This window comes from Pseudomonas sp. NBRC 111139 (genome assembly GCF_001753955.1).
Classification (GTDB): domain Bacteria; phylum Pseudomonadota; class Gammaproteobacteria; order Pseudomonadales; family Pseudomonadaceae; genus Aquipseudomonas; species Aquipseudomonas alloputida.
This window is the reverse complement of the sequence record NZ_BCBP01000054.1, coordinates 1-18,992: the sequence shown is the minus strand read 5'-3', so window position 1 is coordinate 18,992 and position 18,992 is coordinate 1. Positions and strand designations below refer to the sequence as shown.

At 62.4% G+C, this 18,992-nt stretch carries 19 protein-coding genes; 10 read left to right on the top strand and 9 right to left on the bottom strand.

The window, feature by feature from the left end; genetic code table 11:
* Nucleotides 1–72 precede the first annotated feature (72 nt).
* From BJQ17_RS21195 to graT, 6 genes are all read right to left on the bottom strand, one after another.
* The gene (locus BJQ17_RS21195) at nucleotides 73–483 is read right to left on the bottom strand and encodes a SufE family protein (RefSeq protein ID WP_003252266.1); all 411 of its coding nucleotides are present in this window, start codon (nucleotides 481–483) and stop codon (nucleotides 73–75) included.
* Nucleotides 480–1,685 (bottom strand): cysteine desulfurase, encoded by a 1,206-nt coding sequence (locus tag BJQ17_RS21190; protein WP_070096588.1) that lies wholly within the window; start codon nucleotides 1,683–1,685, stop codon nucleotides 480–482. Before BJQ17_RS21190 ends, BJQ17_RS21195 begins: the two co-directional genes overlap by 4 nt.
* 81 nt (nucleotides 1,686–1,766) lie before the next feature.
* Nucleotides 1,767–2,801: a 2,3,4,5-tetrahydropyridine-2,6-dicarboxylate N-succinyltransferase gene (gene dapD, locus BJQ17_RS21185; RefSeq protein WP_003252270.1), complete on the bottom strand. Its 1,035-nt coding sequence runs from the start codon at nucleotides 2,799–2,801 to the stop codon at nucleotides 1,767–1,769.
* Nucleotides 2,802–2,832: 31 nt separating this feature from the next.
* Nucleotides 2,833–3,180, bottom strand: a complete 348-nt coding sequence (locus BJQ17_RS21180; RefSeq protein ID WP_003252272.1) for an ArsC family reductase — start codon at nucleotides 3,178–3,180, stop codon at nucleotides 2,833–2,835.
* A 124-nt stretch (nucleotides 3,181–3,304) separates the two neighbouring features.
* Nucleotides 3,305–3,604 (bottom strand): type II toxin-antitoxin system antitoxin GraA, encoded by a 300-nt coding sequence (gene graA / locus BJQ17_RS21175; protein WP_003252274.1) that lies wholly within the window; start codon nucleotides 3,602–3,604, stop codon nucleotides 3,305–3,307.
* Nucleotides 3,605–3,612: 8 nt separating this feature from the next.
* A complete protein-coding gene (gene graT / locus BJQ17_RS30320) occupies nucleotides 3,613–3,891 on the bottom strand; it encodes a type II toxin-antitoxin system toxin GraT (protein ID WP_003252277.1) in 279 nt (92 codons plus the stop codon).
* 250 nt (nucleotides 3,892–4,141) lie between these two features.
* Here graT and BJQ17_RS21170 point away from each other — a divergent pair, with 250 nt between their 5' ends.
* Nucleotides 4,142–5,788 carry a Na+/H+ antiporter gene (locus BJQ17_RS21170; protein WP_060546238.1) on the top strand — a complete coding sequence of 549 codons (1,647 nt, stop codon included), beginning with the start codon at nucleotides 4,142–4,144 and terminating at the stop codon, nucleotides 5,786–5,788.
* Between the two features lie 119 nt (nucleotides 5,789–5,907).
* Here the strand turns inward: BJQ17_RS21170 and dapC are convergent, their stop codons facing one another.
* Genes dapC through map form a run of 3 tightly spaced genes read right to left on the bottom strand, consistent with a single transcriptional unit; the run spans nucleotide 5,908 to nucleotide 10,661 of the window.
* Nucleotides 5,908–7,104 (bottom strand): succinyldiaminopimelate transaminase, encoded by a 1,197-nt coding sequence (gene dapC, locus BJQ17_RS21165; protein ID WP_003252280.1) that lies wholly within the window; start codon nucleotides 7,102–7,104, stop codon nucleotides 5,908–5,910.
* Between the two features lie 30 nt (nucleotides 7,105–7,134).
* On the bottom strand, nucleotides 7,135–9,837 hold the full coding sequence (locus BJQ17_RS21160) for a [protein-PII] uridylyltransferase (protein WP_003252283.1): 2,703 nt from the start codon (nucleotides 9,835–9,837) through the stop codon (nucleotides 7,135–7,137).
* A gap of 41 nt (nucleotides 9,838–9,878) precedes the next feature.
* Entirely contained in the window at nucleotides 9,879–10,661 is a 783-nt protein-coding gene (gene map / locus BJQ17_RS21155) for a type I methionyl aminopeptidase (RefSeq protein ID WP_003252286.1), read from the bottom strand.
* A 346-nt stretch (nucleotides 10,662–11,007) separates the two neighbouring features.
* Here map and rpsB point away from each other — a divergent pair, with 346 nt between their 5' ends.
* The 9 genes from rpsB to BJQ17_RS21110 all read left to right on the top strand — a co-directional run.
* Nucleotides 11,008–11,745, top strand: coding sequence for a 30S ribosomal protein S2 (gene rpsB, locus BJQ17_RS21150; protein ID WP_003252287.1), 738 nt, complete (start codon nucleotides 11,008–11,010; stop codon nucleotides 11,743–11,745).
* Nucleotides 11,746–11,930: 185 nt separating this feature from the next.
* A complete protein-coding gene (tsf, locus tag BJQ17_RS21145; RefSeq protein ID WP_003252290.1) occupies nucleotides 11,931–12,794 on the top strand; it encodes a translation elongation factor Ts in 864 nt (287 codons plus the stop codon).
* A 181-nt stretch (nucleotides 12,795–12,975) separates the two neighbouring features.
* Nucleotides 12,976–13,719, top strand: a complete 744-nt coding sequence (gene pyrH / locus BJQ17_RS21140; protein ID WP_003252294.1) for a UMP kinase — start codon at nucleotides 12,976–12,978, stop codon at nucleotides 13,717–13,719.
* Complete coding sequence (gene frr, locus BJQ17_RS21135; protein ID WP_003252296.1) at nucleotides 13,716–14,273, top strand: ribosome recycling factor; 558 nt, start codon at nucleotides 13,716–13,718, stop codon at nucleotides 14,271–14,273. Before pyrH ends, frr begins: the two co-directional genes overlap by 4 nt.
* A 15-nt stretch (nucleotides 14,274–14,288) precedes the next feature.
* A complete protein-coding gene (gene uppS / locus BJQ17_RS21130; protein ID WP_003252299.1) occupies nucleotides 14,289–15,044 on the top strand; it encodes a polyprenyl diphosphate synthase in 756 nt (251 codons plus the stop codon).
* On the top strand, nucleotides 15,044–15,859 hold the full coding sequence (locus BJQ17_RS21125; protein WP_003252301.1) for a phosphatidate cytidylyltransferase: 816 nt from the start codon (nucleotides 15,044–15,046) through the stop codon (nucleotides 15,857–15,859). Before uppS ends, BJQ17_RS21125 begins: the two co-directional genes overlap by 1 nt.
* Nucleotides 15,856–17,046: a 1-deoxy-D-xylulose-5-phosphate reductoisomerase gene (gene ispC, locus BJQ17_RS21120; protein ID WP_004574729.1), complete on the top strand. Its 1,191-nt coding sequence runs from the start codon at nucleotides 15,856–15,858 to the stop codon at nucleotides 17,044–17,046. Before BJQ17_RS21125 ends, ispC begins: the two co-directional genes overlap by 4 nt.
* A gap of 72 nt (nucleotides 17,047–17,118) precedes the next feature.
* Nucleotides 17,119–18,471, top strand: a complete 1,353-nt coding sequence (gene rseP / locus BJQ17_RS21115) for an RIP metalloprotease RseP (protein ID WP_004574728.1) — start codon at nucleotides 17,119–17,121, stop codon at nucleotides 18,469–18,471.
* A gap of 73 nt (nucleotides 18,472–18,544) precedes the next feature.
* On the top strand, nucleotides 18,545–18,992 hold a 448-nt coding region (locus BJQ17_RS21110), incomplete at its 3' end, for a POTRA domain-containing protein (protein ID WP_083285088.1).

The following is an 18,992-nucleotide window of genomic DNA, read 5'->3' as shown; positions in this document are numbered from 1 at the left end:
GTATTGCATCTCTTCCAAGCATGATGCCGTACCTGTGGGAGCGGGCAGGCCCGCGAAGCAACCAGCGCCGATTCAGCGGTTGGACGCCAACTCCGCCATCCGCTGCAACACCGCATGCAGCCCATTGCTGCGCGACGGCGACAATTGGCGCTCCAGCCCGAGCTGGGTAAACCACTCGCGCAGATCAATCCCGGCCAGCTCCTCACTGGCGAGCCCCTGCACCCGCACCAGCAACAGCGCCAGCAGCCCACGCAACAAGCGGGCATCGCTGCTGGCCTTGAACCGCCACACGCCCTCGATCTGCTCGGCCACCAGCCACACCAGGCTCTCGCAGCCATGCACCCGGTTGGCCTCGGTCTTTTCGGCGTCTGCAAGCGGCTCCAGGCGGTCACCCCACTGCATCAACAGCCGCGCACGCTGTTCCCAGCCTTTGCCCTGTTGAAACGCTTCCAGCGCTTGGTGCGCCTGTTCCGGCAGGCTCATCGCAACAGCTCCAGGCCTTGGTCCAGCGCGTCGAAGAAACGCTGCACGTCATCGCTGTCGTTGTACAAACCCAGCGATACCCGTATCGCGCCCTCCAGCCCCAGCCCCTTCAGCAGTGGCATGGCACAGTGGTGACCGGCACGCACGGCAATGCCCTGTTCAGTCAGCAGATGAGCGATATCGGCGTTGTGCACGCCCTCGATGACGAAACTGGCCAGGGCCGTCTGCGGTGCGCCCAACACCCGCACGCCCTCGCGGTCGCCCAAGCCACGCAGCAGGTGCTGGTGCAGGCTGGCTTCATGCGCTGCGACCGCATGGGCATCGAGGCTGGCCAGGTAGTCCAGCGTTGCACCCAGGCCGATCACCCCGGCAATCGGCGGCGTACCTGCTTCGAAGCCCAGGGGCGCGGGACGGAAGCTGGCGCTGTGGTACTCCGCCAGCTGCACCATCTCGCCACCGAACTGCCAGTGGCGCAACAGCTCCAGGGCCTGGGCGCGGCCATAGAGCACGCCGACGCCGTCCGGACCGTACAGCTTGTGGCTGGAAAACACATAGAAGTCGCAGCCCAGTTGCTGCATGTCCTGGCGACCATGCACCACGCCCTGGGCCCCATCGACCACCGTCAGCGCGCCCTGGGCGCGGGCATGGGCCAGCAGCGCTGGCAGCGGTTGCCAGGTACCCAGCACGTTGGACAGCTGGCTGACGGCGAGCACTCGGGTGCGCGGGCCGATCAGTTGCAGTGCCTGGTCCTGGTCGATACGACCCTGGGCGTCCAGTGGCAGCACCACCAGGCGCAGGTTGCGCCGGTGTGCCAGCTGTTGCCAGGGCAGCAGGTTGGCATGGTGCTCCAGGGCACTGACGGCAATTTCGTCACCGGCTTCGAGGCGGTGCTCCAGGCCATAGGCCAGCAGGTTCAGTGCCGAGGTGGCGCCGTGGGTGAACACGATCTGCCGCGAGTCTGCGGCATTGAGCCAGGTGGCGACCTTGTCGCGGCTGGTTTCGAAGGCCTGGGTCGCCAGCGCACCGGGCAAATGCTGGGCACGGTGCACGTTGGCCGCGCCATGGCCGTAGTAATGGCTCAGGGCATCGAGCAAGGCTTGCGGCTTCTGGGTGGTGGCGGCGCTGTCCAGATAGGTCTGGTGCTGCCGTTGCAGGGCGGCGATGGCGGCGAAGTCGGCACGCCAGGGAGAGGGCTGGAACATGTTTGCGAGGCCTGGAATGAAAATCGGGTCTGGTGCATTGGCGCCAGACCCGATCTTAACACCTCAAACCCGGCAGGGTTCTCAGTTGTGAGCGTGCAGCGCTTCGTTCAGCTCGATGGCCGACTTGTGGGTCTTGCACTCTACCGCGCCGTTCAGCGAGTTGCGGCGGAACAGCAGGTCGGTCTGGCCGGCCAGGTCGCGGGCCTTGACCACTTTGACCAGTTCGTTGTTCTCGTCCAGCAGGTTCACCTTGGTGCCCGCGGTGATGTACAGGCCGGCTTCGACGGTGTTGCGGTCGCCCAACGGAATACCGATACCGGCGTTGGCGCCGATCAGGCAGCCCTCGCCGACTTTGATGACGATGTTGCCGCCACCGGACAGGGTGCCCATGGTCGAGCAGCCGCCGCCCAGGTCCGAGCCCTTGCCGACGAATACGCCAGCGGAAACGCGGCCTTCGATCATGCCCGGGCCATCGGTACCCGCGTTAAAGTTGACGAAGCCTTCGTGCATGATGGTGGTGCCTTCGCCAATGTAGGCGCCCAGGCGCACACGGGCGGTGTCGGCGATACGCACGCCGGCCGGGACCACGTAGTCGGTCATTTTCGGGAACTTGTCCACCGAGAACACTTCCAGCAGCTCGCCCTTCAGGCGTGCTTCCAGTTGCAGCTCGGCCAGTTCGCCCAGGTCGACCGCGCCCTGGTTGGTCCAGGCCACGTTCGGCAGCAGCGGGAAGATACCGGCCAGGCTTACGCCATGCGGCTTGACCAGGCGGTGCGACAGCAGGTGCAGCTTGAGGTAGGCCTCTGGGGTCGAGCTCAGGGCAGCGTCTTCGGCCAGCAGGGTGGCGACCAGCGGCTTGTGGCTCTCTGCCAGGCGGGTCAGCAGGGCGGCCTGGGCAGCGTCCACGCCCTTCAGGGCTTCGGCCAGTTGTGCGGCCTGGGCGTTGCTGAAGGCGATGGCCTGGTTGCCACCTTCGTAACCGAGAACAGGGGCTACTGCAGCAACCAGTTCGGCGCTCGGGTTGAGCAGCGGTTGTGCGTAGAACACTTCCAGCCAGGCGCCCTGGCGGTTCTGGGAGCCGACACCGAAGGCCAGGCTGAACAGGGTATTGGACATGTGATTACCTCGTGCGAAATAGGGTGGGGGCTCAGGCCAGGGCAGCGGCGTACAGGTCGGGCTTGAAGCCAACCAGGGTACGCGCGCCAAGGTCGAGCACCGGGCGTTTGATCATCGACGGCTGGGCCAGCATCAGCTCGACGGCCTTGGCCTGGTCGAGGTCTGCCTTGCTGGCGTCGTCCAGCTTGCGGAAGGTGGTGCCAGCACGGTTGAGGATGACTTCCCAGCCGTGTTCGTCGCACCAGCGGTTCAGGCTGTCACGGTCGATGCCTTGGGTTTTGTAATCATGGAATTCGTAGGCGATGGCTTTGTCTTCGAGCCAGGTACGCGCCTTTTTCATGGTGTCACAGGCTTTGATGCCGTAGAGCGTGTAGGTCATTGTGTACATTGGGGATACAGGTTGCCCCAATCTCTCCGTTTTTCGATGTCAGTCGCGGGATTATGCGGGAACGATCCTCGCGGCGCCACGCCCTTGGCGCCCCTGTTTATTGATCAGGATGTGTTCAAGCGACCAGGCGCTGGACCGACCCGATGATCTCATCGCCGTGTTGCTGTTCGGCTGTGCGCAGATCGAAGGCCGTCTGCAGGTTGAGCCAGAACTCAGGGGTGGTGTCCAGGCAGATGGACAGACGCAGTGCCATGTCGGCGGAAACACCGCCCCGTTCGCGCAGGATGTTGTTGACGGTTGGCGTTGCTACACCCAACGCCCTGGCCAGAGCCGCGGCGCTGAAGCCCATTTCCTTTTGGAAGTCCTCCCGCAGGATTTCACCCGGATGGATTGGACGCATACCGTTCTTGAGCATGATGCACCTCAGTGGTAATCGACAATTTCAACGTTAACTGGCCCGTGCTCTGTCCAGGAGAAGCACAACCGCCATTGGTCATTTACACGGATACTGTGTTGGCCGGCGCGGTTGCCGCTCAGTGACTCGAGGCGATTGCCAGGTGGCGACCTAAGGTCTCGCAACTCTGTTGCGGCATCGAGCGTGGCCAGTTTGCGCTCCGCGACTGACTTGATATCTGACCAGCGCCGTGTCTTTCCCGTTGTGAAGAGCGCTTCCGTGTCGGCACAGCTAAAGCTTTGAATCATGAGCTGAATGCTTAACGTTATTCGTTAATTTCGATTATACGACGGGATCGCTGTAGTTCAAGTCTTCAATAACGGGCGCGCGACTCGCAAGCTCCGGGCACATCTGCTGGGTATCATCATGTTACATATTCCCCCGTCACCTGCGACTATCGTGCAGCGGCCCCGAACCGTCGGTCGCCGCTAACATATTGTTCCAATGGCGATGTTTCGCCTTGCTATCGTTTCTGGTTCTCAAAGGAAGCCTTACCGGATGCAGTCCGCCTACACCGTCCTCATCCTGCTGACCCTGGTCAGCCTGTCGAAGCTGGTCGGCCGTGTGATCCCGCTGCCATTGCCGCTGGTACAGATTGCCGCCGGTGCCTTGCTGGCGTGGCCGACGCTGGGCCTGCATGTAGCCCTTGACCCCGAATTGTTCCTGTTCCTGTTCCTGCCTCCGCTGCTGTTCGCCGACGGCTGGCGCATCCCCAAGCGTGAGTTATGGCGCATTCGTGGCCCGGTAGTGGCGCTGGCCGTGGGGCTGGTGTTGTTCACCGTGGTCGGGGCCGGTTACTTCATCCACTGGTTGCTGCCGAGCATCCCGTTGCCGGTGGCCTTCGCCCTGGCCGCAGTGCTTTCGCCGACCGACGCCGTGGCCGTTTCGGCCATTGCCCAGGACCGCCTGCCCACTCCCCTGATGCACATGCTGCAGGGCGAGGCGCTGATGAACGACGCGTCGGGCCTGGTAACCTTCAAGTTCGCCTTGGCGGCGGCGATCACCGGGGTGTTTTCGTTGGCTGACGCCAGCTTCAGCTTCGTGTTGGTCGCACTGGGCGGCCTTGCGGTGGGCGTGGTACTGAGCTGGTTGATCGGTCGCCTGCGCATGTGGATGATCACCCGGGGCTGGGACGATCCGGCTACCCATGTGGTGTTCATGTTGCTGCTGCCGTTCGCAGCCTACGTGCTGGCCGAGCGCCTGGGCGTTTCGGGTATTCTCTCGGCGGTGGCGGCCGGCATGATGCAGAGCTGGCTCGACCTGCTGCCGCGTCAGACCAGTACCCGCCTGCTCAACCGCAGTGTGTGGTCGTTGCTGGAGTTTGCCTTCAATGGCCTGATCTTCCTGTTGTTGGGCTTGCAGTTGCCAGACATCATCAAGGCTGTGGTCAGCCACGAAGCGACCCTCTGGCCGACATTGGCCTACCGCTGCCTGGACGTGGTGGCGATCTTTGCCGCACTGATTCTGTTGCGGTTCATCTGGGTCCAGAGTATCTGGCGCTCGATCGGTGTGGTCCGTCGCTGGCGCGGCAAGCCGGCACTGGTGCTGATGCCTACGGCGCGTTCCTGCTGGTTGCTGACCTTGGGGGGTGTGCGCGGCGCTGTCACCCTGGCGGGTGTCATGTCGATCCCGTTGCTGATAGGGGCTGGTACAGCGTTCCCGGAGCGTGACCTGCTTATCTTCATTGCTGCGGGGGTAATCCTGCTGTCGTTGATCAGCGCCTGCATCGCGCTGCCGATATTACTGCGCGGGGTGACCAAGAGCCCTGACGAGCGCTTGCACCAAGAGGTGCAGGAAGCCTGGCGGCGCACAGCCGAGGCGGCGATTCATGCCTTGGAGGCAGAAGAGGTGATCGACAGCAACGCACCGCAGGATGCTGCGCAGGCAACGTTGGCGACCGAGTTGAAGGCGCGCTTGATGGCTGAGTACCGGGATGAGCTGGAAAGCTACGACGACAGTGCTGAAGCCAAGGCCCTGGCCGCACAGATGGACTTGCTGGAGCGGCGTTTACGCTTGCGTGCCCTGAGGGCGCAGCGGCTGGAATTGTATAACCTGCATCGCCAGCACCTGGTGGGGGATGAGGTGGTGCGGCAAGTACTGGGTGAGCTGGATATGAGTGAGGCGAACCTGGGTTCAGTCAAGTAGATCCCAAGAGGGCTGCGTTGCAGCCCCTGTAGGAGCGGGTTTACCCGCGAAGAATCCAGCGCGGTAAATGGCACCGGCCGTGCCGCGCTGGTAACCCGCTCCCACAGGCCCCTGCCAGATCAGCGGTTTTGCAGGAAGGCGCGAATCCGCTCCGCCGCTTCGATGCATTCGGCCAGCGGTGCAACCAGTGCCATGCGCACGCGCCCGGCACCCGGGTTCACGCCATTCACTTCACGCGACAGGTACGACCCCGGTACCACGGTCACATGCTGGGCTTCGAACAGATCACGGGTGAACTCGGCATCGTCGCCCGGTACCTTGGCCCACAGGTAGAAACTGCCGTCCGGGCGTTGCACGTCCAGTACCGGCTGCAGAATATCCAGCACGGCATCGTACTTGGCTCGGTATTGGTCGCGGTTCGCGCGCACATGCGCCTCGTCCTGCCAGGCAGCGATGCTGGCCAGCTGGGTTTGCACCGGCATCGCGCAGCCGTGGTAGGTGCGGTACAGCAAAAACGGCTTGATGATCTGGGCATCGCCCGCGACGAAGCCCGAGCGCAGCCCAGGCAGGTTGGAGCGCTTGGACAGGCTGTGGAACACCACGCAGCGCGCAAAATCGCTGCGGCCAAGCTCGGCGCATGCCGACAGCAGACCTGGCGGTGGTGCGTCCTCGTCGAAGTACAGCTCGCTGTAGCACTCGTCGGCGGCGATCACGAAGTCGTGTTCGTCAGCCAGGGCAATCAGCTTCTTCAGGGTGTTCATTGGCACCAGCGCACCGGTAGGGTTGCCCGGCGAGCACAGGAACAGGATCTGGCAACGCTTCCACACCTCGGCCGGTACGGCGTCGAAGTCCGGGTTGAAACCGTTGTTTTCCAGGCACGGCAGGTAGTGCGGGGTGGCACCGGCCAGCAGCGCTGCGCCTTCGTAGATCTGGTAGAACGGATTGGGGCTGATCACCAGGCCGTCATCGGCGCGGTTGACCACGGCCTGGGTGAAAGCGAACAGCGCTTCACGGGTGCCGTTGACCGGGAGGATGTGGCGGTCGGCGTCCAGCCAGCCGGCGGGCACGCCAAAGCGTCGTTCGCACCACTGGCCGATGGCCTGGCGCAGGGCTGGCAAACCAAGGGTGCTGGGGTAAACCGCCAGCTTGTCGAGGTTGTCGGCCATGGCCTGGGCAACGAACGCCGGCGATTCGTGCTTCGGCTCACCGATCGACAGGGCGATGGCGCGTTTGTCCGCCGCAGGCTTCACGCTGCCCAGCAGGGCGCGAAGCTTTTCGAACGGATAGGGCTGAAGCTGGGTCAAGGCATGGTTCATCGGCGCAAGGTCTCGTCAATCGTCTAATCGTTAAAAGGTCACGCGGGTCTGGCTGGTGTCGCTACCTTGGCCGGCCTGCAGTTGCTGCACGATGGCTTCCTGCAGGCGGCTGCACAGCTGCGGGTCTGACAGCGGCTGGTTGTCGGCATCGGTAATGAAGAACACGTCTTCTACCCGTTCGCCGAGGGTGGCGATCTTGGCGTTTTGCAGTGACAGGTCGAACTCCAGGAAGATCCGCCCCAGCCGGGCCAGCAGGCCTGGGCGGTCTGGCGCGGTGATTTCGAGGATGGTCACCGGCCGCTGGGCATCGTTGAGGATGGTCACTTGCGGCGGGAAGTCGAAGTGCTTGAGCTGCCGCGGCACCCGGCGCTGGATAATGGTCGGGTAGTCCTCGGGGTTGCGCAGCGCTTCTGTCAGGCCGTCGCGAATCTGCTTGACCCGCTGCGGGTTGTCGCCGATCGAGCCGCCGTCGTTGTCCAGCACAATATAGGTGTCGAGGGTGAACTGGCTGCTCGACGTGATGATTCGTGCGTCGTGGATGTTCAGGTTCAACTGCGACATGGCCGCCACCGTCACGGCGAAGAAATCGTGCTGGTCGGGGGCATAGATGAAGATCTGCGTGCCGCCTTCGAACTCGCGCTGGGTGGTTTCCTTGATCAGCACCAGCGGCCCGCCATCGGCCGGTTGCTGCAGGATCGCATCCGTGTGCCAAGCCACGTCGGCGGCCGTGTGCTTGAGGAAATAGTCATCGCCCAGTTGCGCCCATAGCTGCTCGACGTCATCCGGGTCGGTGCCCTCGCGCACCAGGATATCCAGCGCTGACGACTGGGTCTGGCGAATCTGCTCTTCACGGTCCAGCGGGTTTTCCAGGCCGCGGCGCAGGGCGCGCTTGGTTTCGGTGTACAGCTGGCGCAGCAGGCTGGCCCGCCACGAGTTCCACAGGCTGGGGTTGGTGGCGTTGATGTCGGCCACGGTCAGTACGTACAGGTAGTCAAGGCGCGTCTCGTCGCCCACGTGCAGGGCAAAGTCGTTGATCACCTGCGGGTCGGACAAGTCCTTGCGCTGAGCGGTGGTCGACATCACCAGGTGGTTCTGCACCAGCCAGACGATCAGGCGGCTGTCCCAGGCCGGCAACTGGTGCCGTTCGCAGAACTTCTGCGCGTCCACTGCACCGATTTCCGAGTGGTCGCCCTGGCGACCCTTGCCGATGTCGTGGTACAGGCCGGCCAGGTAGATCAGCTCGGGTTTGGGCAGGCGCCCCATGAGCTTGCTGGCCAGCGGGAATTTCTCGGACACCGGCGTGTATTGCAGCTTGCGCAGGTGCTTGATGAGGTTGAGGGTATGCGCGTCGACCGTATAGATGTGGAACAGGTCATGCTGCATCTGCCCGACGATCAGGCCGAACTCTGGCAGGTAACGGCCGAGAATGCCGTAGCGGTTCATCCGGCGCAGGTTGCGGTGGATGCCGATTTCGCACTTGAACAGCTCGATGAACAGGCTGGTATTGCGGATGTCGGTGCGGAACGTGTCGTCGATCAGGTGGCGGTGTTCGCGCAGCAGGCGCACGGTATCGGCACGCACGCCCTTGATCTCGGGGTGTTGGGCCATCAGCACGAAGATTTCCAGCATGGCGAATGGCGTGCGCTTGAACACGTTCGGATGGGCGGCCTCGATGTAGCCGTCATGCAGGCGGAACCGCGCGTTCAGCGGCTGGGTGCTGCCACTTTCCTCGTCGGCAAGGATAACCTCTTCGAAGTGCTGGATGATCAGGTCGCACAGCTGGCTGATGCTCATCACCACCCGGTAGTACTGCTGCATGAACTGTTCGATCGCCCGCTTGGGGTTTTCATCGCTGTAGCCCAGCAGCGTGGCGATGCTGCGCTGGTGGTCGAACAGCAGGCGGTCTTCGGCGCGTCCGGCCAGCATGTGCAGGGCATAACGGACTTTCCAGAGGAAGTCCTGGGACGAAGCCAGCAGTTCATTCTCGCTTTCCAGCAAGAAGCCTTCGCCGGCCAGTGCATGCAGGTTGAGCGTCCCGTACTGGCGGCGGGCCACCCAAAGGACCGTCTGGATGTCACGCAGGCCACCTGGCGAACCCTTGACGTTGGGTTCGAGGTTGTACTCCGTGTCGTTGTACTTGTGGTGGCGGGCCTTGAGTTCGGCGCGCTTGGCCAGGAAGAACTCCTTGCTCGGCCACATGTGCGCGGTGCTGGTGACTTCCAGCATGCGCTGGCGCAAGGCCTCGGGGCCGGCGATGGTGCGGCTTTCCATCAGGTTGGTGATCACCGTCAGGTCGGCGCGGGCCTGTTCGGCGCACTCGTCGACGGTGCGCACGCTCTGGCCGACTTCCAGGCCAATGTCCCACAGTAAGGTCAGAAAGCGCTCGATGGCGTCGCGGTACTGCTCGTGCTCGGCAGCGCCCAGCAGAATCAGCAGGTCGATGTCCGAGTGCGGGTGCAGTTCACCGCGCCCGTAGCCGCCCACCGCAACCAGGGCGATGCCGCTCTGGTCGCCCCAGTCGAACTGGTTCCACGCCTGTTGCAGGATATTGTCGACGAGCCAGGCGCGGGCCTCGATCAGCGGGCGGATGTCGCTGCCGGCGCTAAAACGTTTGTCGAGCACCTCGCCGGCCAGGCGGATGGCTTTCTTGAAGGCGGCGATGGGGCTCGCCTTGAGGGCCAGTTCCGCCTGGAACTGGCCACGGTCGAACAGCTCGGGGTCCACCTGGGGCATCGCGTCACGTTCCTGTCGTGGGGTGGCCTGTCGGAGTGCGGTCAGGCCGAAGTGCGCGGGATGGTGTCGTCCTTGCGCAGGGTGAAGATCTCGTAGCCAGTCGCAGTCACCACCAAAGTGTGTTCCCACTGGGCCGAGAGCTTGCGGTCCTTGGTGATGGCGGTCCAGCCGTCGCCCAGCACCTTGGTGTCGGCCTTGCCTTGGTTGATCATCGGCTCGATGGTGAAGGTCATGCCTTCCTTCAGCTCCATGCCCGTGCCCGCGCGGCCGTAGTGGAGGATCTGCGGCTCTTCATGGAACACCTTGCCGATGCCATGACCGCAGAACTCGCGCACTACCGAGAAGCCGTTCTTTTCCGCGTGCTTCTGGATCACTTCACCGATGTCGCCCAGGCGGCAGCCCGGCTTGACCAGCTCGATGGCCTTGTACATGCATTCCTGGGTGACCTTGGACAGGCGCTCGGCCCAGACCGGCACGTTACCGACGTGGAACATGCGGCTGGTGTCGCCGTGGTAGCCGTCCTTGATCACGGTGACGTCGATATTGAGCGTGTCACCGTCCTTGAGCGGCTTGTCGTTGGGGATGCCGTGGCAGACCACATGGTTGATCGAGGTGCAGATCGACTTCGGGTAGCCCTTGTAGTTGAGCGGTGCCGGGATGGCCTGCTGAACGTTGACGATATAATCGTGGCACAGGCGGTCGAGCTCTTCGGTGGTGACACCGGGCTTGACGTGTTCTTCGATCATTTCCAGCACTTCGGCGGCCAGGCGGCCAGCGATGCGCATCTTCTCGATGTCTTCTGCGGTCTTGATGGTGACGGTCATTACAGGCTCTCTACGGCGCCGTGCACGGCGCGAACAAACGGGAAAGGCCGGATTCTAGCAGAGCAGGGCGCCGATCGGTCGGGATAAAGGCGGTCATGCTGTTGTCTACAGCTGGCATTCTGGCGCGAAAGCCGGGGTGCTGCAAAAAGTGCTGACAGACGCAACAGTATCCGGGTTCCGTTCGCTCGCGGTCTGTGGTATAAAATGCGCCGCTTTCGGGGACGACCCCGTCAGCACTTAACCCACACACGTGTCGACACGATGACCTGGGTGCCCCGAGTTGCAGAATTCGCGGGTTGGTCATTGGGATACGTGGAGGCCCAACCCGACTTATCAAGGAACTATCATGTCCCAAGTCAACATGCGCGATATGCTGAAGGCCGGTGTGCACTTCGGCCACCAGACCCGTTACTGGAACCCGAAAATGGGCAAGTACATTTTCGGCGCGCGTAACAAGATCCACATCGTCAACCTGGAAAAAACCCTGCCAATGTTCAACGACGCTCTGTCGTTCGTAGAACGCCTGGCCCAGGGCAAGAACAAGATCCTGTTCGTCGGCACCAAGCGTTCCGCCGGCAAGATCGTCGCCGAGCAAGCAGCTCGTTGCGGTTCGCCGTACGTTGACCACCGTTGGTTGGGCGGCATGCTGACCAACTACAAGACCATCCGCGCTTCGATCAAGCGTCTGCGCGACCTGGAAACCCAGGCCGAAGACGGCACTTTCGCCAAGCTGACCAAGAAAGAAGCCCTGATGCGCTCCCGCGACCTGGAAAAACTGGATCGCAGCCTGGGCGGCATCAAGGACATGGGCGGTCTGCCAGACGCTCTGTTCGTTATCGACGTTGATCACGAGCGCATCGCGATCACCGAAGCCAACAAGCTGGGTATCCCGGTTATCGGCGTTGTCGATACCAACAGCAGCCCGGAAGGTGTTGACTACATCATCCCAGGTAACGATGACGCCATTCGCGCTATCGAGCTGTACATGACTTCGATGGCTGACGCAGTCATCCGCGGCCGCAACAACGTTGCCGGCGGCACCGAAGTTTACGCTGAAGAAGCGGCTGCACCTGCTGCTGAGTAATAGGCGCTAGCGTCTACTTGGCACGCAAAAAGGGGGCTTTGCCCCCTTTTTGCCACCTTGAAATCCTGCTGTCAGCATCGGCCCCGCATCATGGGCCTGCTGAAATGAAAACAGCGGATTTGCAGAATTGAACGCCCGTGATTGACGGGTGGAATGGTTGAAAAACTTTCCAAGAGGATTTTGAAATGGCAGCAATTACTGCAGCGCTGGTAAAAGAACTGCGCGAGCGTACCGGCGAAGGCATGATGGATTGCAAAAAGGCCCTGGAAAAGGCCGGCGGCGACATCGAGAAAGCCATTGACGACATGCGTGCCTCGGGCGCCATCAAGGCCGCCAAAAAGGCTGGCAACGTCGCTGCTGAAGGCGCTATCGCCGTCAAGACCGACGGTACATCCGCCGTCCTGCTGGAAGTGAACTCGCAGACCGACTTCCTGGCCCTGCAAGACGACTTCAAGAACTTCGTGGCCGAAAGCCTCGAAGAAGCCTTCGCCCAGAAGCTGACCGACGCCGCTCCGCTGATCGCCTCGCGTGAAGCTGCTCGTGAAGCCCTGGTTGCCAAGTGCGGCGAGAACGTCAACATCCGTCGCCTGGTGCGCGTTGAGGGTGACGTTGTCGGTGCCTACCTGCACGGCAACAAGATCGGCGCTGTCGTCGTTCTGAAAGGCGGTGACGTGGAGCTGGCGAAGAACATCGCCATGCACGTTGCGGCTTCGAACCCTGAGTTCCTGGATTCGTCGGAAATCTCCGCCGAGGCCATTGAGCGCGAGAAGAATGTCTTCCTGCAGCTGAACGCCGACAAGATCGCCGGCAAGCCGGAAAACATCGTTGAGAACATGATCAACGGTCGTATCACCAAGTTCAAAGCCGAAGCCTCGCTGAAAGAGCAAGCCTTCGTCATGAACCCGGAAGTCAAGGTTGGCGAGCTGGCCAAGAAAGCCGGTGCAGAAATCGTTTCCTTCACCTACTTCAAAGTAGGCGAAGGCATCGAGAAGCCAGTCGACGACTTCGCTGCTGAAGTTGCCGCTCAGGTAGCTGCTGCCAAGCAGTAAGACAGCCCCGTCTGTCGCCCCAAAGAGGCTGCCCGCTCACGCGCGCAGCCTCTTTGTCAAAACGGAGAGGGGTTTATACGACTCCCTCTTCGCTGGCACCGAAGCGGTGCCACGCTACAGTTAGCAGGCTGCAAACAGCCCGCACGAATTTTCTAAAAGTACGCCGCAGGAGAGACTCGCAATGGCTCAGCAGGTGAGTGGTCGCCAACCTCGCTATAAACGCATTTTGCTCAAACTTAGCGGCGAGGCCCTGATGGGCTCGGAAGACTTCGGGATCGACCCGAAAGTGCTGGATCGCATGGCGCTTGAAGTTGGCCAGTTGGTAGGGATCGGCGTCCAGGTCGGCCTAGTGATCGGTGGTGGCAACCTGTTCCGCGGCGCCGCGCTCAGCGCAGCCGGCATGGATCGCGTCACGGGTGACCACATGGGGATGCTGGCTACCGTGATGAACGGCCTGGCCATGCGCGATGCGCTGGAGCGCTCGAACATCCCGGCCCTGGTCATGTCGGCCATTTCCATGGTGGGTGTCACCGATCATTACGATCGCCGCAAAGCTATTCGTCACCTCAACTCCGGGGATGTGGTAATTTTCTCCGCCGGTACCGGCAACCCGTTCTTCACCACCGACTCCGCGGCCTGCCTGCGCGCCATCGAAATCGATGCTGACGTGGTGCTGAAGGCGACCAAGGTCGATGGCGTGTACACTGCCGATCCATTCAAGGACCCGCATGCCGAGAAATTCGATCACCTGACCTACGATGAGGTTCTGGATCGCAAGCTGGGTGTGATGGACCTGACCGCAATCTGCCTGTGCCGTGACCACAAGATGCCATTGCGGGTATTCAACATGAACAAGCCTGGCGCCCTGCTGAACATCGTGGTGGGTGGCGCTGAAGGCACACTGATCGAGGAAGGCCAAGCATGATCAACGACATCAAGAAAGACGCGCAGGAGCGCATGGGCAAGTCCATCGAAGCCCTGTCCCGCAACCTGGCTGCAATCCGCACCGGTCGCGCTCACCCAAGCATCCTGGACAGCGTCAAGGTTACCGCCTGGGGCAGCGAAATGCCGTTGAACCAGGTCGCCGCGATCACCGTCGAAGATGCCCGCACCCTGAAGATCGTCGCTCACGACAAGAATCTCAGCGCTGCCATCGAAAAGGCCATCCTCACCTCCGATCTGGGCCTTAACCCGTCCAGCGCCGGTACCACCATCCGTGTCCCGATGCCGGCCCTGACCGAGGAAACCCGCAAGGGCTACACCAAGCAGGCCAGCGGTGTTGCCGAGGATGCCAAGGTAGCCGTGCGCAACGTGCGCCGCGACGCCCTGGCTGACCTGAAAAAGCTGACCAAGGACAAGGAAATCAGCGAAGACGAAGAGCGTCGCGCCGCGGACGAGATCCAGAAGCTGACTGACAAGTTCGTCGCCGAAGTCGATGCTGCCTTCAAAGCCAAGGAAAAGGACCTGATGGCCGTCTAAGGCCGGGGTTTTTTAATGGAAAAGACCAAGCCAGCGGCGCCGTCCTCGGTGCCGCGTCATGTCGCGATCATCATGGATGGCAACAACCGCTGGGCGAAAAAGCGCCTGCTGCCCGGCGTGGCCGGGCACAAGGCGGGTGTGGACGCCGTTCGCGCGGTCATCGAAGTCTGTGCCAAGTCCGGGGTCGAGGTACTGACCCTGTTCGCCTTCTCCAGCGAGAACTGGCAGCGCCCTGCCGAAGAGGTCGGTGCGCTGATGGAGCTGTTCTTCTCGGCGCTGCGCCGTGAGGCCAAGCGCCTTGACGAGAACAATATCAGCCTGCGCATCATCGGCGACCGTTCGCGTTTCCATCCTGAGCTGCAGGCCGCCATGCGCGAGGCCGAGGCAGTGACCGCTGGCAACAACCGCTTCATTCTGCAGATAGCAGCCAACTACGGTGGCCAGTGGGACATCGCTCAGGCTGCCCAGCGGCTGGCGCGGGAAGTGCAAGCCGGGCACCTGCGCCCGGAAGACATCACGCCGGGCCTGCTGCAGACCTGTCTGGCAACCGGCGAGCTGCCGTTACCAGACCTTTGTATTCGCACCGGTGGCGAGCACCGCATCAGCAATTTCCTGTTGTGGCAGCTGGCCTATGCCGAGTTGTACTTCTCCGACCTCTACTGGCCGGACTTCAAACACGAGGCCATGCGCAATGCCCTGGCCGATTTCGCTTCGCGCCAGCGCCGCTTCGGTAAGACCAGCGAGCAGGTCGAGGCTGGAGCTCGTGCTTAATGCTTAAACAACGCATCATTACTGCGCTGATCCTGCTGCCGGTCGCGCTGGGTGGTTTCTTCCTGCTCAATGGCGGGGATTTCGCCCTGTTCATCGGCTTCGTAGTGACCCTCGGTGCCTGGGAGTGGGCGCGCCTGGCCGGGCTGATGGCCCAGCCGCTGCGCATTGCCTATGCAGCGGTGGTCGCGGGGGCGCTGATGCTGCTGTACATCCTTCCGGAACTGGCGCCCTGGGTACTGGGCGCTGCGGTGATCTGGTGGGGGCTGGCCACCTGGCTGGTGCTTACCTACCCGCGCAGCAGCGACCTGTGGGCCAGTGCTGCCTGTCGGTTGCTGATCGGCCTGCTGGTGTTGCTGCCGGCCTGGCAAGGGTTGGTGCTGCTCAAGCACTGGCCCCTGGGCAACTGGCTGATCCTGTCCGTCATGGTGCTGGTGTGGGCCGCCGACATCGGTGCGTACTTCTCTGGCCGGGCATTCGGCAAGCGCAAGCTGGCTCCGCAGGTCAGTCCGGGCAAGAGCTGGGAAGGCGTGTACGGTGGCCTGGCGGTCAGCCTGTTGATTACCCTGGGTGTCGGCATCAGCCGCGACTGGGGCTTTGGTCAGATCCTGCTGGGCCTGTTGGGCGCTGCGTTGCTGGTGATGTCCTCGGTGGTCGGTGACCTGACCGAGAGCATGTTCAAGCGTCGCTCCGGTATCAAGGACAGCAGCAATCTGTTGCCCGGGCATGGGGGTGTGCTCGATCGCATTGACAGCCTGACGGCGGCAATCCCGATCTTCGCCGTCCTGTTGTGGGCTGCCGAATGGGGTGTGATGTGAGTCGCCCGCAGCGTATTACCGTACTCGGGGCCACCGGCTCCATTGGCCTGAGCACGCTGGATGTGATTGCGCGTCATCCTGACCGTTATCAAGCGTTTGCCCTCACTGGCTATTCGCGCATCGACGAGCTGTTGGCCTTATGTGTGCGTCATCGCCCGGCATTCGCTGTGGTGCCGAGCACTGAGGCGGCGGTGAGGTTGCGTGCGGGTCTGGCTGCGGCCGGCTGCACCACCGAGGTGCTGGAAGGTGAGGCCGGGCTTTGTCAGGTGGCGTCGGCCGCTGAAGTGGATGCAGTGATGGCAGCCATTGTCGGTGCTGCCGGCCTGCGGCCCACGCTGGCAGCGGTCGAGGCCGGCAAGAAGGTGTTGCTGGCCAACAAGGAAGCACTGGTGATGTCGGGCGCACTGTTCATGGAGGCGGTGCGGCAAAAAGGGGCCGTGCTGCTGCCGATCGACAGCGAACACAACGCTATCTTCCAGTGCATGCCAGGCGACTACGCCCGTGGTCTGAGTGCCGTCGGTGTGCGCCGGATCCTGCTTACCGCGTCCGGCGGGCCGTTCCGCGAAACGCCGGTCGAGGCGCTGCTGGACGTGACCCCGGAGCAAGCCTGTGCGCACCCTAACTGGTCCATGGGGCGCAAGATTTCCGTGGATTCGGCCAGCATGATGAACAAAGGCCTCGAGTTGATCGAAGCCTGCTGGTTGTTCGATGCCGTGCCATCCAAGGTTGAGGTGGTGGTGCACCCGCAGAGCGTAATCCACTCGCTGGTCGACTACGTGGACGGTTCGGTACTCGCGCAGTTGGGTAACCCGGACATGCGTACGCCGATCGCCAGCGCGTTGGCCTGGCCGGAGCGGATCGATTCCGGGGTTGCCCCTCTGGACCTGTTCGCCATCGCCCGTCTGGATTTCCAGGCGCCCGACGAACAACGCTTCCCTTGCCTGCGCCTTGCGCGGCAGGCTGCCGAGGCCGGCAACAGCGCACCTGCTGTGCTCAATGCGGCCAACGAGGTTGCGGTCGAGGCATTTCTTGAACGGCGCATCCGCTTCCCGGAGATCGCGGGTATGATCGAACAGGTACTCGACCAGGAACCGGTCGTGCCGCTGCCGTCGCTGGATGCGGTATTTGCCGCCGATCAGCGTGCCCGGGAGCTTTCCCGTGAGTGGTTGAGGCGTCACGGCCGCTGATGCAGCCCCGCCAAGGTTCGTGAGGGGGCTGGGCAGGAATGCCCGCCCGCTGAACATCATTCGGAGATGGACATGACAGCGCTCTACATGATTATCGGCACCCTCGTGGCGTTGGGTGTGCTGGTCACTTTCCACGAATTCGGGCACTTCTGGGTGGCGCGCCGCTGCGGCGTCAAGGTGCTGCGTTTCTCGGTGGGTTTCGGCACGCCGCTGCTGCGGTGGCATGACCGCCACGGCACCGAGTTCGTTGTTGCGGCCATTCCTCTGGGTGGCTACGTCAAGATGCTCGACGAGCGCGAAGGCGATGTGCCGCCGGCGCTGGCCGGGCAGTCGTTCAACCGCAAGTCGGTGCGCCAGCGTATTGCGATTGTCGCGGCAGGCCCGATCGCCAATTTTCTGCTGGCTATCCTGTTTTTCTGGGTGCTGGCGATGCTGGGTACCCAGCAAGTCCGCCCGGTTATCGGCGCGGTCGACAGTGGCAGCCTGGCAGCATCTGCAGGGCTGACCGCAGGTCAGGAAATCGTTTCTGTAGATGGCAAGCCGACCAACGGTTGGTCGGCGGTCAATTTGCAGCTGGTTCGTCGTCTGGGCGAGAGCGGTACCTTGCAGATTGGTGTGCGCGATGAGGGCGCCAGCGCCGAGCGTCAGCTGCAGGTCAAGCTGGACAGTTGGCTCAAGGGCGCCGACGAGCCGGACCCGATTCAATCCCTGGGGCTGCGCCCTTGGCGCCCGGCGATCACCCCGGTGCTGGCCGAGATCGATCCGAAGGGGCCGGCTGCCGCTGCGGGCCTGAAAACCGGTGACAAGCTGCTGGCTCTGGACGATGTGGCAGTGACTGAATGGCAGCAGGTTGTCGACCGCGTGCGCGCCCGCCCGGATGCCAAGGTCGTGGTGCGAGTGGAGCGCGATGGCGCTGCCCTGGAGTTGCCGGTGACCTTGGCCCGCAAGGGGGAGGGCAAGGCCGTCGGTGGCTATCTTGGCGCTGGCGTCAAAGGTGGCGAATGGCCTGCCAACATGCTCCGCGAAATCAGCTACGGCCCGCTGGATGCGGTGGGTGAGAGCTTGTCGCGTACCTGGAACATGAGCGTCCTGACCCTTGAATCGCTGAAGAAAATGCTGTTCGGGGAGCTCTCGGTAAAAAACTTGAGTGGACCGATAACCATTGCTAAAGTGGCGGGCGCTTCAGCCCAGTCCGGCGTGGGGGATTTCCTGAATTTCCTGGCCTACCTGAGCATAAGCCTGGGGGTTCTTAACCTGCTGCCCATTCCAGTACTGGACGGGGGGCATTTGCTGTTTTACCTGGTCGAGTGGGCGCGCGGTCGTCCGCTGTCGGATCGGGTGCAAGGTTGGGGGGTTCAGATCGGTATCAGTTTGGTCATAGGGGTGATGTTGCTCGCCCTGATCAACGATCTGGGTCGACTATAAAGCTTCGCTCAATTGCGAACCTGCCGTTTTGTGACGGCAGGTTGTTTATTGCCAGTTGGAATAAAAGGACTTCATGAAACGTCTGCTGCTAACTGCGGTCATGTCCGCACTGATGATCGCTGAAGTTCACGCCGAGTCCTTCACCATCTCCGATATTCGCGTCAACGGCCTGCAGCGGGTTTCCGCTGGCAGTGTGTTCGGTGCCTTGCCGCTGAACGTTGGCGACCAGGCCGACGACCGCCGCCTGGTGGACTCGACTCGTTCCTTGTTCAAGACCGGGTTCTTCCAGGACATCCAGTTGAGCCGCGATGGCAATGTGCTCATCATCAACGTGGTCGAGCGCCCGTCGGTGTCGAGCATCGAGATTGAAGGCAACAAGGCGATCAGCACCGAAGACCTGATGAAGGGCCTGAAACAATCGGGCCTGGCCGAAGGCGAGATCTTCCAGCGTGCCACCCTCGAAGGTGTGCGTAACGAGCTGCAGCGCCAGTACGTGGCCCAGGGCCGCTACTCGGCCGAGG